The organism is Huintestinicola sp., assembly GCF_051882455.1.
Taxonomy (GTDB): Bacteria; Bacillota; Clostridia; order Oscillospirales; family Ruminococcaceae; genus Huintestinicola.
This window is the reverse complement of the sequence record NZ_JBJERV010000034.1, coordinates 43,440-57,700: the sequence shown is the minus strand read 5'-3', so window position 1 is coordinate 57,700 and position 14,261 is coordinate 43,440. Positions and strand designations below refer to the sequence as shown.

General features: G+C 51.5%; 11 protein-coding genes. 6 read left to right on the top strand and 5 right to left on the bottom strand.

Features of this window, described 5'->3' with window-relative positions:
* Positions 1-52 precede the first annotated feature (52 nt).
* The 6 genes from ACI4J0_RS05125 (at position 53) to ACI4J0_RS05100 (ending at position 8,493) form a co-directional block, all read left to right on the top strand.
* A complete protein-coding gene (locus tag ACI4J0_RS05125) occupies positions 53-757 on the top strand; it encodes an ATP-binding protein (protein ID WP_439764737.1) in 705 nt (234 codons plus the stop codon).
* Entirely contained in the window at positions 758-2,365 is a 1,608-nt protein-coding gene (hcp, locus tag ACI4J0_RS05120; RefSeq protein WP_439764736.1) for a hydroxylamine reductase, read from the top strand.
* A 241-nt stretch (positions 2,366-2,606) separates the two neighbouring features.
* Positions 2,607-4,301 (top strand): hypothetical protein, encoded by a 1,695-nt coding sequence (locus tag ACI4J0_RS05115; protein ID WP_439764735.1) that lies wholly within the window; start codon positions 2,607-2,609, stop codon positions 4,299-4,301.
* A gap of 19 nt (positions 4,302-4,320) precedes the next feature.
* Positions 4,321-4,971 (top strand): hypothetical protein, encoded by a 651-nt coding sequence (locus ACI4J0_RS05110; protein ID WP_432650993.1) that lies wholly within the window; start codon positions 4,321-4,323, stop codon positions 4,969-4,971.
* A 20-nt stretch (positions 4,972-4,991) separates the two neighbouring features.
* Positions 4,992-5,489: a shikimate kinase gene (locus ACI4J0_RS05105; RefSeq protein WP_439764734.1), complete on the top strand. Its 498-nt coding sequence runs from the start codon at positions 4,992-4,994 to the stop codon at positions 5,487-5,489.
* 58 nt (positions 5,490-5,547) lie between these two features.
* Complete coding sequence (locus ACI4J0_RS05100; RefSeq protein WP_439764733.1) at positions 5,548-8,493, top strand: acyl-CoA dehydratase activase; 2,946 nt, start codon at positions 5,548-5,550, stop codon at positions 8,491-8,493.
* A gap of 101 nt (positions 8,494-8,594) precedes the next feature.
* Here the strand turns inward: ACI4J0_RS05100 and ACI4J0_RS05095 are convergent, their stop codons facing one another.
* The 5 genes from ACI4J0_RS05095 to pulA all read right to left on the bottom strand — a co-directional run bounded on the left by ACI4J0_RS05095 (position 8,595) and on the right by pulA (position 14,234).
* Positions 8,595-9,329: a hypothetical protein gene (locus ACI4J0_RS05095; protein WP_439764732.1), complete on the bottom strand. Its 735-nt coding sequence runs from the start codon at positions 9,327-9,329 to the stop codon at positions 8,595-8,597.
* Positions 9,330-9,351: 22 nt separating this feature from the next.
* Positions 9,352-10,110, bottom strand: a complete 759-nt coding sequence (locus ACI4J0_RS05090; protein WP_439764731.1) for a nucleotidyltransferase domain-containing protein — start codon at positions 10,108-10,110, stop codon at positions 9,352-9,354.
* A 1-nt stretch (position 10,111) separates the two neighbouring features.
* On the bottom strand, positions 10,112-11,458 hold the full coding sequence (locus tag ACI4J0_RS05085; protein WP_439764730.1) for a HAMP domain-containing sensor histidine kinase: 1,347 nt from the start codon (positions 11,456-11,458) through the stop codon (positions 10,112-10,114).
* An 89-nt stretch (positions 11,459-11,547) separates the two neighbouring features.
* On the bottom strand, positions 11,548-12,267 hold the full coding sequence (locus ACI4J0_RS05080; RefSeq protein WP_178726687.1) for a response regulator: 720 nt from the start codon (positions 12,265-12,267) through the stop codon (positions 11,548-11,550).
* Positions 12,268-12,290: 23 nt separating this feature from the next.
* A complete protein-coding gene (pulA, locus tag ACI4J0_RS05075) occupies positions 12,291-14,234 on the bottom strand; it encodes a type I pullulanase (RefSeq protein WP_439764729.1) in 1,944 nt (647 codons plus the stop codon).
* Positions 14,235-14,261: the final 27 nt, after the last annotated feature.

Genomic DNA, 14,261 nt, shown 5'->3' with positions numbered 1-14,261 from the left:
TATGATAATATCAGAAAGTCAAGAGCTTTCGATAAAAAACGGAGGGTTTAGAATGATAAGAAGAATTATTAAAATAGACGAAGAAAAATGCACAGGCTGCGGACTCTGCGCAAAGGCGTGCCACGAGGGTGCCATCGAAATGGCAGAGGGCAAGGCAAGGCTCACCCGGGAGGACTACTGCGACGGTCTGGGAGACTGTCTCCCTGCCTGCCCCGCAAATGCCATATCCTTTGAGGAGCGGGAGGCTCCCGCATATAACGAGGCGGCTGTCCTTGAGGCAAAGAAGAAAAAAGCGGGTGCAGTCCTGCCCTGCGGCTGCCCGGGAACACATTCAAGGGCAATAAAGCATGAAGGGGAGAGCGCTCCCTGCGGAAAGGTCCCGAGCAGGCTTTCCCAGTGGCCTGTGCAGATAAAGCTTGTGCCCGTGAATGCGCCTTACTTTGATAATGCAGACCTGCTTATCGCCGCCGACTGCACAGCTTATGCCTACGGAAATTTTCACAATGAATTTATCCGTGACCGTATTACCCTTATCGGCTGTCCCAAGCTTGACGAGGGAGACTATGGGGACAAGCTTGCCGCAATTCTTTCAATGAATAATATAAAAAGCGTGACCGTTGCCCGTATGGAGGTGCCCTGCTGCGGCGGGATAGAGAATGCCGCAAAGAGGGCTTTGCAGGCAAGCGGAAGGGTCATTCCCCTTGAGGTGGCGGTCATATCCGCCGACGGAAAAATTATAAAGAGAGGTAATGCGTAAATGAATAAAATGTTTTGTTATCAGTGCGAACAGACGGCAGTCGGCAACGGGTGCAGGGGCTGCACAGGTATGTCGGGAGTATGCGGCAAGAAAGCCGATACTGCCCTGCTCCAGGACGAGCTTACGGGTGCCCTTATCGGTCTTGCAAGAGCTGTGAACGGCAATGAGGACATGGTCACCGAACATACCTATGAGCTTATCATCAAGGGACTTTTTACGGCTGTCACCAATGTTAATTTCAATAACGATACCATAAAAAAGCTGACAAGTGAGATAAGGCTTGAGAAAAATCGTTTTGCTCCCATGTGCGGCGGCTGCGGTTCTCCCTGCGGAAAAAATGATGACTATGATATGTCAGAGCTGTGGACATCCGATGAGGATATCCGTTCCCTCAAGTCCCTGATACTGTTCGGTATCCGCGGAATGGCAGCATATGCATATCATGCAAATGTGCTTGGGTACCGGGATGAAGAGGTGAACAGATTTTTCTGCAAGGCACTTTTTGCAGTCGGCATGGACAGCTTCGGAATGGACGAGCTGCTGCCCATAGTTATGGAAACGGGCGAGAAAAACCTCAGATGCATGGAGCTTCTTGACAAGGCAAATACCCATACCTACGGACACCCCGTTCCCACCGAGGTGACGCTTACCGTTGAAAAGGGACCCTTTATCGTGATCTCGGGTCATGACCTGTATGACCTTAAACAGCTTCTTGAGCAGACAAAGGACATGGGCATAAACATCTGCACCCACGGCGAAATGCTCCCTGCCCACGCATATCCCGAGCTGAAAAAATATCCTCATTTAAAGGGGAATTTCGGTACGGCATGGCAGAACCAGCAGAAGGAATTCGGGGATATCCCCGCACCCGTGCTCTTTACCACAAACTGTCTTATGCCGCCGAAGGAAAGCTACTCCGACCGTGTGTTCACCACCGAGGTGGTGTCCTATCCCGAGATAGTGCATATCGGGGAGGAGAAGGATTTTTCACCCGTGATAAGAAAGGCGCTGGAGCTTGGGGGCTACTCAGAGGACAGGCACTTTACGGGCATAAACGGGGGCGGAAGGGTCATTACGGGCTTCGGGCACAATGCTGTTCTGTCTGAGGCGGACAGGATAATTTCCGCCGTCAGATCGGGCGACATCAGGCATTTCTTCCTTGTAGGCGGCTGTGACGGCGCGAAAACGGGACGAAATTACTACACCGAATTTGTAAAGCAGACCCCTGCGGACACCGTTGTGCTCACCCTTGCCTGCGGAAAATACCGCTTCAACGACCTTGACACAGGCACCATCTGCGGTCTGCCCCGAATCATGGATATGGGACAGTGCAGCGACGCATACAGCGCCATAAAGGTTGCTTCTGCCCTTGCGGAGGTCTTTGGCTGCACAGTAAACGAGCTGCCCCTTTCCATTGTGCTTTCCTGGTACGAGCAGAAGGCAGTCTGCATCCTGCTGACCCTCCTTCATCTGGGCATAAAAAATATCCTTCTGGGGCCTTCGCTGCCTGCGTTTATCTCCCCCAATGTTCTGAGATCCCTCACAGAAAAATATAACATCGCTCCCATCACCACCCCCGAGGAGGATATGAAGAAATTATTGGCATAATGCGCCTTATCCATACAAAAAAGCCGCTCCCGGCGAGCGGCTTTTTTAATGCAGTTTTTTACACATTAAAATTTAAATAAAAACGTTGAAATCCGTTGTAAAATGTGATATAATAATCTAAATTATGCGCCTGCGGAGAACGCGGGCAAAGAGGTGAGAAAATACGGAGACAGCGGTATTTGCCGTTACAGGCAGCAAAAGCTTTCATAAGCTGGAGCTTTCTAAAGCCCTGCTCAGATTTGTGGAGTTCGATTTTACATATTTCTGGGAGCAGTGCATAGAGGCAGGCAGGAACGCAAGGAAAACAGGCAGGATATCACAGAATATGGAAAATATGGCGATGAACGCTCTTGTGAAGTGTCACCCCTATGTGGAGGCGTGCGCTTCTACGGAGTTTTCTTCCGTTGTTCTCGACTGCATTATCGCTTATATATGCCACTCGGAGGGGATCGGTCTCGAGGAGCTTTGGGCGAGGTGCATATCTCCCAAGAGCCTGTACGAAAAGGCTATCTTCAACCGCGTCAGCGAGTACAAAACGGGCAGAGGCATAAACCAGTGGATAAATATCGTCCGTATGCAGGAATACGCCCGTTCAAAGATAAAATTCATCTACGAATGCGACTCGAACGTTATGCTCCGCCCCGAGGATTACCGCACGCGAATGGAATACTTTGACCTTGCCTTCAGCGTTGCGGCAAATGAAACGGGCTGCCCTATGGACAAGCTGCCCTCGGTGAAAATGTACACCCCTTCGACCCTTCCCGACTCGGTATTTATGCTGGGGCGAATGTCCAAAAACATTTTCCGCCGCCTGTCGGACGTTCTCCGCGACGCGGAGCTGTGGGACGAGAAAGCGCTTAATGACCACAACCGCGACCAGACCGCTCTTGACGCATTCAGCTATGTGAAGGATATGCCCCGACCGGCTGAAAACGATATGCGCTTTGCTCTTGAAGCGGTCTCCGAGCTGCCCGAGACGGTATATGTTCCCGACAGCTTCAAGGCGATGATAGACCTTGAGTTTACGCTGATGTCCCAAAAGGGGATATATATGTCCAAATGCCCCCGCTGCGGAAGATTTTTCGTCCGTGACCTTGAGGAAAGGTCCCCCTACTGCCACAGGGTAAATTCCAGCGGAATGACCTGCACAGAGCAGATAAACGAGGAGCTGGGCATTGCGGCAATGAAGCGGGGAGAGGTGCCTGTTACTGAGGAAATTCCCGTTTCGGAGGATATCGCTTCGGAAAATGAGACGGTGGAAAACGTTAATACGGAAGAAGCGGCAGAGCCTGCTCCCGAGGTAAAGAGCGAGCCCGAGAAAAAGCCTGTTGTATTTGATGAAAAGCCGCCTGAGCCTATGGAGATACCCAAGGAGCTTGAAAAGCGCTGTCAGCGTGTTTACAATATGCTCTACAAGCGCATAGGGACCCTTATGACCGAGAAGGAATTCAGGGAATGGTCGGGCTATCTTTCCGACACCAAGCGTGACCTGCGGGAGGGCAATGCGGAAATTTCCCAGATGGAGGAATTTCTGGATTACTGGGAGACTGCGGTAAGAAAGCAGTCGAGAAGGAGCCGCAGGCATAAGGAGGATATATACGAGACCCCGTCCTATCCCGGGACAATGCCCGCCGGGGCTGAGGATAAGCCCGGAAATGAGCTCAGCAGTATGTTTGACGAGGCTGTGAAGGCAGCGGAGGAGAAGGAGGACTCGGGCATATCCCCCGCAGGAACGGAGGCTGCTCCCGAGGAAAGGAGCTTCAAGCCCTTTGAGCCGCCGAAATACAGCACTGTTCTCGAGGCGATGATGGACGGAAAATACAAGTCCGAGGAGCTTCTGAGCGACAGCTCGGGAGACAGGGCAGCAGACGGTGACATTACCGTCAACGGCAAAAAGATAACTCTCCCCAACTGGGAAAGGATAACAAGGGAATGACCCTTTAGGAGATGATGAAGTGGATTTTATCAATGAAGCCGCCGCTGTGAACGGGCTTGCCGACGAGATAGTCAAGGGCGGCGTGTGCCTTTTCAATGCGGTGAAATACATCTACTCCATTGCCGAGGAGAGCTTTTACACCGTAAGCATAAAGGACGCATTCAAGATAGTGCTCAATAACATTACCGACACCGACTCCCTTACCGCCCTGGGACTTCGCATTGACGAGGAAAGCTGCGGCGAGATGCTGGGGGAGGAATATGAAAAGGTGCTGCCCCTGATGGTGTACAGCCTTGCGGTGCGTATCCCCGTGCTCAAAAATCTCAGAGGGGCAAGCGGTCCTATGACGGATGACCAGCTTTACAAGGTCTACAACGCCGTTATGGCAAAGGGAGCGGAAAATTACAAGGACGCCGTTACCGAGAGCTTTATGGAGATAAAGTATCTTGTGCGGAAGGGCAAAAGGCTCCCGCCCTACAACGCCGACTGGTTCAAGACCTACATATACACAAGCGTTCCCGCTCTTTCGGAGATAACCAACAAGAATATGTTCCTCTTAGGCTTTGCGGACGTGCTGTTTGCGATGTTCTACTCCTGCCTTGAGGAGGCTTTATTTGAGAAAATAAAGGAATATTCCGCCGACGATTTCGGCGAGAGCATTGAGATATGATACAAAAGGAGAGTTCTGATATGACAATTTATTTATGCGGATTTATGGGCTGCGGAAAGACTACCGTGGGCAGAGTGCTGGCGGATATGATGAGCCTTGAATATACGGATATGGACGCATACATAGAGAAAAGATCGGGTATGAGCATACCTCAGATCTTCGCCGAAAAGGGCGAGGACGCTTTCAGGAGAATGGAGACGCAGGCTGTGGCAGAGCTTGGAAAGGCGGGGGGAATAATCGCCTGCGGAGGCGGAGCGATGCTCAAGGAGATAAACGCAGAGACCGCCGCCGAGTACGGAACGGTGGTCTACATAGACGTTCCCTACGACACCTGCTACGACCGCATTTCGGGGGACACCAACCGTCCTATTGTTATGGCGAACACAAAGGAGTCTCTGGAGGAGATATATAACGAGAGAGTTCCTCTGTACATTGCCCATTCACAGATACGGGCAGACGGAAAAAAATCTCCCGAGGAGATAGCTTCCGAGATAAAAGCGGCTGTTGAAATGAAATAAATCGGATTCGGGGTTTATATAATATTATAATTATAGCTTTACAGAAAGGAAAGATCTAATGTCAAAAATATATTCGCTGGGTCTGGACATCGGTTCGACAACAGTTAAAACTGTCATTTTAGAGGACGGAAAGATAATTCACGCAAAATATCAGCGTCACTTTTCAAAGGTCCGTGAGACTGCCGCTGAGCAGGTGGCTGAAATAGGCAGGGAGTTCCCCGACGCGGAGTTTCACCTTGCCATTACAGGCTCCGCAGGTCTGGGACTTGCAAACGCCGCAGGACTGCCCTTCGTTCAGGAGGTGCACAGTGCATTCATATCCGTTAAAAAGGACTACCCCGACGCTGACTGCGTTATCGAGCTGGGCGGCGAGGACGCTAAGATAATCTTCCTCACAGGGGGCACCGAGCAGCGTATGAACGGCTCCTGCGCAGGCGGTACAGGCGCGTTTATCGACCAGATGGCGACACTTCTGGGCATTACCGTTGACGAGATGGACGAGCTTTCTTCAAAGGCTGAGAAGCTCTATCCCATTGCTTCGCGCTGCGGAGTTTTCGCAAAATCCGACATTCAGCCCCTTTTAAATCAGGGCGCAAGACGTGAGGACATTGCCGCTTCCATCTTCCAGTCGGTAGTCGATCAGACAGTTTCGGGTCTGGCACAGGGCAGGGAGATAAAGGGCAAGGTGCTTTTCCTGGGCGGCCCTCTCACATTCATCAAGGGACTTCGCAAGGCGTTTGTGAACACCCTTGAGCTTTCCGACGAGAACGCTGTATTCCCCGAGAATGCTCAGTGCTTTATGGCATACGGCAGCGCACTTTATGCCGCTGAGTCGGAGGAGGTATTCACCGCCGCCGAGATAGTGGAGAAAATGAGAGCCGCAAAGGTGAACGACGACATCATCACAGGCAGACGGCTTTTTGAAAACCAGGCGCAGTATGACGAATTCGTTGCCCGTCACGGCAGGCACGACCTCCCCACCGAGGACATAAACACCTACGAGGGCGAGGCATACCTGGGCATTGACGCAGGCTCCACCACCACAAAGCTTGTGCTTATCACTCCCGACGGAAAGCTTCTCTATCATCATTATGTTTCAAACAAGGGTCAGCCCCTTAATGTAATAACCGCTCAGCTGGGCGAAATTTACCGCACTATCGGTGACAGGATAGCTATCCGCGCTTCGGCGGTAACGGGCTACGGCGAGGACCTTATCAAGGCGGGCGTTGGCGTGGATTACGGTCTTGTCGAGACTGTTGCCCATTACAAGGCGGCTTCATATTTCTGCCCCGATGTTGATTTCATCATCGATATCGGCGGTCAGGACATCAAGTGCTTCAAGATAAAAAATCATGCTATTGACAGCATTATGCTAAACGAAGCCTGCTCCTCGGGCTGCGGCTCCTTTATCCAGACCTTTGCTCAGGCTATGGGCTATGACATTGCCGAGTTTGCACGGCTGGGTCTTTTTGCGGAGCGCCCCGTTGACCTGGGCTCGCGCTGCACCGTGTTTATGAACAGCTCCGTTAAGCAGGCGCAGAAGGACGGCGCTTCGGTGGAGGATATTTCCGCAGGTCTGTCCTCGTCTATCATCAAGAACGCTATCTACAAGGTCATACGTGCAAATTCTGCCGATGAGCTTGGAAAGAATATCGTTGTACAGGGCGGCACCTTCCTTAACGACGCCGTTCTCAGAGCCTTTGAGCAGGAAATTGGCAGAGATGTGGTAAGACCTGCCATTGCGGGACTTATGGGCGCATTCGGCGCGGCTCTTTACGCAAAGGAGACTGCCGCTGCCGAAAACAAGCTGGGCTCCGACCTTATCTCTCCCGAAAAGCTTGCGGAATTTTCCTTCAAGTCCCGTCAGCTGAACTGCGGCGGCTGTACCGCAAAATGCTCCCTCACCATGATAACCTTCTCCGACGGTCACAAGTTCATCAGCGGAAACCGCTGCGAAAAGGGTGCGGGAATTACCAAAAAGGAAGAGGCGCCCTGCCTTTATCAGTATAAATATCAGCTTATCCGGAGCCTTGCTGACAAGGGCGCTCCCGAAAAGCCCATTGCAACCATCGGTATTCCCCTTGTTCTGGGCTTTTACGACCAGCTTGCCTTCTGGACTGCGTTTTTCCACAGGCTGGGCTTCAAGACGGAGCTTTCCGCAGAGAGCACCAGAGACCTGTATTTCAAGGGTCAGCACACCATTCCCTCGGACACCGTCTGCTATCCCGCAAAGCTTGCTCACGGTCATATCGTTGACCTGCTTGAGAAAAAGGTGGACGTTATCTTCTACCCCTGCGAGACCTACAACATTGACGAGGGTCATTCGGACAACAACTACAACTGCCCCGTTGTGGCGTATTATCCCGAGCTTTTAAAGGCGAATATCCCCGAGCTTAACGAGGATAATTTCCTCTATCCCTATATGGACGTTAACCTTGAAAAGCACATCGTTCAGACGGTATGCAAGATATTCGGAAAGTATAACTTAAACAAGAAGGACGTTAAGGAAGCATGGAAGACAGGTATGCAGTCCCTTAACGAATACCACGAGGCTGTTATTGCAAAGGGTGCAGAGATAATTGCTGAGGCGAGAAAGAAGAATATGCCCATAATCGTTCTCAGCGGCAGACCCTACCACGTTGACCCCGAGATAAACCACGGCATACATAAGCTCATCACATCTCTCGGAATGGCTGTTGTCACCGAGGACGCGGTTTGTCATCTTGCGGAGACTCCCGTACTCCATGTTCTGAACCAGTGGACATACCACTCAAGGCTCTACCGTGCGGCGGAATATGTTACCACTCAGCCCGATATGCAGCTTGTACAGCTGGTTTCCTTCGGCTGCGGCATTGACGCTGTTACCACCGACGAGGTGCGCTCCATTCTCGAGCCAAAGGGCAAGTTCTATACTCAGCTCAAGATCGACGAGATAAGCAATCTGGGCGCTGTGAAGATACGTCTCAGAAGTCTTGAGGCGGCTATTAAGGCTTCAAGGAATTAAGGACATATAGAATTTGAGCCGCTCCCGATGTGTGATGCATCGGGAGCGGCTCTTCGGTTTATACGGTTGTGTGGGCAAGTCTTTGTTTAACTAATTCCAATTTAGAATTTCCTTTCTATCTCGTACCCTCGGAAAACTCTTTCCTTGGGCTTTTTTCTTGCCCTGCGCTGGGCGGCTATCTCCAGCATACGCTGTCTGAATTCCTTGCGCCTTATTTCTCTGCGCTTCTGCTTTTCGGAGCAGAAGATTATCCGCTGGGCTACTCTTTCCGCATAGAAAAAGCTGTCGGGGAAGGACGCTTTTGTGACTTCCTCGCCGCCGTATTCGTCATACCAGTGATAGTCAAATTCCGCACGTCCGTTTTCGGTGCAGGAGTAGTCAAGCCAGTTTGCAGGGGCTTCGAAATATCTTGCCTTGCCCTTTATTATGACCCTGCTGCGGGTGCAGGTCACCTCCTCCACATCTCCCAGGTCCATTACCCACAGCCTGCGGTATACGGTCAGCCCCTTTTCTCCTGCGGAGCTGCGGACGTATCGGGATATGACCATCTGCTCGCCGAGAATTTCGATATAGGTGTATTTCTTATGCCCTGCAAGCCGCAGATTGGCTATCACCGCCACTATGACCGATACGGTGAAGCTGTAGGCGCAGGTCACAAAAAAACAGGTTATGTACAGCCTGAAAAAATCATCGGGAACCCCGGTGCGGCGCAGTATCAGCAGGTATATTATGGAAAGCGCCGCCGCTGCCGTAAGTGAGGGGATATTCACCGCAAGCATCAGCTTGTCAAAGCCGCGTGAAAGTTTTTGCTTGTCGCTGTGTATCATTTTGTGCAATGAAGTACCCTCCTTCGGGAGATCATCCGACTATCCTCAAAAATGCTTCATTAAGCCGCTCCCAGCCTATTGCTTCGCTGTCGGGGAGAGCGCTGACGGTCGCTTCGATATCTGCAAGACGGCTTTCTATAAAATCATTCAGCACATCAATGCGCCTGCCTGTTCCAAGCTCGGGAGTTTTCATTTTCTTTCTGAGCAGGTCGTTTACCGCAGCTTTCAGCTCCTCGGGAAGCATTGCTTCGGTAAGCTCCGAAAAGAGCATTGGGGGCGGTGTGCCCTTTGCGATTATCCATTCACAGGCAAGGATAGGTCGGAGGACATAAAAATATTTCTTGAGCCTCACTTCCTCGCCCTGAAGAAATTCTCTGTTATTTCTCTTTGCCATACTGAGATAATGCCACGCTCCGGGGCGTGAGCAGAAGCAGTCGTTTATAAGTCCTTTAAGTGACTGCCATTCCTCGGTGGTGCGGTAGACTATGGGTGAGCTGTTCCACTCGAACATTGTGGGATTTGACTTGTGAAGCAGCTGCAGAGCCTTGCTCAGATCCCAGCCGTTTATATCCCAGACATCGTCCAGCTGCCACTCGATAACGTCCCGTGTTTTGTCGAGCCGCAGATAAAAGTCTTTGGGGCGCACGTATATGAACCGCACATCATAGTCACTGTCGGGTGACTCAAAGCCCCAGGCTCTGCTCCCCGACTCGATACAATGGAGTATGCGGATATTTTCGGCTTTTTCAAGCTCCGAAAGCTTCTTGTCAAGCTCTTCTTTAAATCCCATTTTACTTCTTCATCTCCTGCTTTACGGGCAGCACTATTACCACAGTCGTGCCCATTCCCTGCTCGCTGAATACCTCGAGGGTGCCGCTGTGCATGGTGATTATCTCGTCGGCTACCGCAAGACCTATGCCCGAGCCGCGCTTGTTGTGGTTTGCACGGAAGAATTTTGTCTTTATCTTTGGCAGGTCCTCGGGGGAGATGCCGCAGCCTGTGTCGCTTACCTCTATCTCGATCTTATTCTCGTCCGCAAGGATAGCCTGCACCGTTACAAGACCGCCCTTTTCCGAATATTTGATGGCGTTGTCTATCACGTTTATGAAAACCTGTCTCAGCCTGTTTCTGTCGCCGTAGACCGCGGGCAGATCCTCGGGCTCGGCATAGACAAGCTCGATGCCCTCTTTTTTCGCCTTCTCGGTGTAGATAAGCACCGCGTCTCCAAGCTCTGCAAGGATATCCACGTTGCCCTTGTTAAGGGTGAATTTGCCGTTTTGCATACGGGAGAAGTCAAGAAGCTCCTCCACCATTTGTGACAGACGCTCCGTTTCCGAGGTTATGACCCTCATTCCCTTGACGATAGTTTCGCTGTCATCGGGCATTGAGCCTATGGTCTCCGCCCAGCCCTTTATGGCTGTCAGGGGCGTTCTCAGCTCGTGGGATACGCCCGAGATGAACTCGTTTCGCATTGCCTCCGACTGGGAAAGCTCGTCCGCCATTTTGTTGACGATATCGCAGAGCTCGCCTATCTCGTCGTCGGACTGCACGGGTATTCTTACCGAGAAATCGCCCCGTGCATATCGTCTTGCGGTGGCGCCCAGCTGTCTTACGGGGATTACGATGGACTTTACAAAATACATTCCCGAGAACATCATCAGGGCAAGTATGGCTCCGCATATTACGGCGGCTATGATTATCAGCGCGGCGATGTGCCTGTCCACTCTTTCGGTGGAGGCTACAAGGCGGATAACACTGAATTCTCCTGCGGTATCGGGGGTCACTATGCTTATGGCTATGACCTTTTCGCCCGAGGGGAGCCTGCCCGTAAATGTGCCCGAGCTGCCGCTGTCAAGCGCGTCGTAATAATCCTGGGTGAGCACGTCAAAGGTGGGCGCGAATCCCGAGGAGGTCATTGACACCTGCCCGCCGCCGCTTACGGTCATCAGCTCCATTTTATTCTTCTCCGACCAGTTTTCCACGATGGAGCGCACCTCGGAGGTGAAGCTGGCGGGATTGTCCGCATAATACTGGGATAACATTCCCGAGATCATATTGAGCCTTGAGCTGATATACTGCTTTGCCGAATTGTAGTAGTAGAAATTTATGAACACCGAAAACGCCAGCAGCACGCTCATAAGCACGAGAAAGATCGCTCCTAAGCTGTTGACAAGCCATCTTCGGGTTATGGTGGCTCTTGACCTTTTTATTGCCGCCGCCTCCCTGCTTATTTCTTCTCGTCAGCTTTTCCGTCGCCGCACCACTTATAGCCGAAGCCCCATATTGTGGCAATATATTTGGGATTGGAGGGAACGTCCTCCAGCTTCATTCTGAGACGTCTGATATTTACGTCAACTATCTTGTCATCGCCGAAATAGCCGTCGCCCCAGATGTGATTTAAAATGCTTGTGCGGTCCAGGGCGGTGTTCTGATTGTTCATGAAGTATTCGAGGATCTGATACTCCACCTGTGTGAGCTCGATGTTTTCGCCGTTTTTCGCCACCGTTCTGCTCTTTGTGTTGAGGGAGAAGGGCCCCGAGGTGATGATGGGGGACTTTTCCTCCTTCACAAAGGACATACTTACCCTGCGGTAAACGGCGTCGATACGCGCTGTAAGCTCAGAGGGGGAGAAGGGCTTGGTTATGTAATCATCTGCGCCAAGCATAAGTCCGCTGACCTTGTCCATTTCCTGGGTCTTGGCGGAGAGCATGATTATGCCGATGGTGCTGCTCTTTTTTCTCAGCTCCTTGCAGACCTGGAAGCCGTCTATGCCCGGCATCATTATATCCAGAAGGGCAATGTCGAAATTGCCGTTTTCCTCGTTGAATACCTCCAGCGCCTTTTCGCCGCAGTTTACGTCAACCACGTCATAGCCTGCTCTTTTAAGGTTTATGACCACAAAGTCTCTGATAACGTCTTCGTCCTCGCAGACAAGTATTCTTTTCATTTTGAATTTCCGTCCTTTCTTTTTTATTCCTGTTCGCTGTGTTCGCTGTACGGTCTGCCCAGCACCATTACGGAATAGGGAGCTATATTATAATCGTTATTTACGGTGTAGAGAGGAGTATTGCCTGCTCTCCCGCCGTCAATGTACACGTTCAGCTCTCCGAAGGCGTGAAGGGTTATGGTGTCGGGCGAGGGATTGAGGAATACCACGATCTCCTCAAGCTCGCAGTCGCCGTAAAGTCCGAAGCCTACCACTCTTTTGGGGAGACGGTCAAAGAATTTCATATTCCTGCCGATATCCTCCACTGTGGACATTCTCAGGGCGGTGTGGGCTTTTCTGAACTCGATAAGTCCCTTGTAATACTCGAAAACGTCCTTGAACTCCGTCTTTCTGTCCCACTTGAGGCTGTTGACGATATCGGGGGAATGGTAGCTGTTATGGTCGTATGCGCCGCCGGGAAGGGGCTTTGAACGCAGGAACTCCTGTCCTGCCTGTATGAAGGGTATGCCCTGGGACAGGAAAACCATTGCCGCTGCCATTTTATCCATCTGCTTTCTTACCTCGATGGAGTCGGTGGGGTTTGTGTAGGCAAGCTTATCCCAGAGGGTCAGATTGTCGTGGGCTTCAACATAGTTTACGGTCTGGCAGGGGGATACTGCCCAGGAGTATTTGTCAAGATTTGGTATCTGGGGATGGGGGATCCTGCCGCACATTATTTCCTTGACGTATTCCTCTACGCCCTGTGCTCCGTTTACATAGCCCTTGCTGCGGTTTTCAAAGTTGTTGCCCTTGACTGTGTCGCGGAAATCGTCGCTGAAATAGGCGACATTGGGAGTGTGGCGGGCGTTGAGCTTCATACATCTCGCTCCGTCGGGAAGGGGTGAGCCGCCTCCTGTCCAGCCTTCGCCGTACATGATGATATCGGGGTTTATGGCGTGGAGCCGCTCGTATGCTTCGTTGATGGTCTCTATATCGTAAAGTCCCATAAGGTCAAAGCGGAAGCCGTCTATTTTATACTCCGTCGCCCAGTAGACAAGGCTGTCGATGATGAATTTTCTCACCATAAAGCGCTCGGTGGCTACCTCGTTGCCGCAGCCTGAGCCGTTGGAGAAATATTCGCCGTTTGCGCCGCAGAGACGGTAGTAATACTTGGGGAAGGTCTTATTGAAGGGGGAGTCGGCAGTGGCATAGGTATGATTATACACCACGTCCATTACCACCTTTATGCCCTGGCAATGGAGGGCGTGGACAAGCCTTTTGAACTCTGCCACTCTTGCACGTCCGTCATAAGGATCGGTGGAGTAGGAGCCCTCGGGAAGGTTGAAGTTTAGCGGGTCATATCCCCAGTTGAACTGGGGCTTATGGAGCTCGGATTCGTCTACGGTCTGGTAGTCAAAGCTGGGCATAAGGTGGACGTGGGTCACTCCCAGCTCCTTTAAGTGGTCGATGCCGATGCTGTCGCCTGCGGCATTTATCAGTCCTTTTTCCACAAAGGCGAGAAATCTTCCCTTATAGCAGAAGCTGCCGCTTTTGTCGATGGAAAAATCACGGACGTGCATTTCGTATATCACTGCGTCTGCATAGGAATCCATAGGCTGTGGGTGATAGTTATGCCAGCCTGCGGGATTGGTTTCCTCCAGATCTATGACCATTCCCATGGCGCCGTTTACTCCTGCGCTGCGGGCGTAGATGTCGATGGTCTCCTCCACTATGTCGTCGTGGCGTATCTCATAGGTGTAGTATACCCCGTTAAGGTCTCCGTGCGCCACCTTTTCCCACACGCCCTTTTTGCTCTTTTCCATTGGCATACGGCGGTAGGGCTTTTCATCGGTGCAGGTCCTGTACAGAAGTACCGCTGCGTCATTGGCAAGGGGTGACCACACCTTGAACACCGTTTTGTCCTTTGAGTAATTTGCCCCGAGATCGTCCCCTGTGTAGGCGTATTTTTTATCTACATCGCTGAACATTTGCATAACCCTTTCCTTTTTGTATTA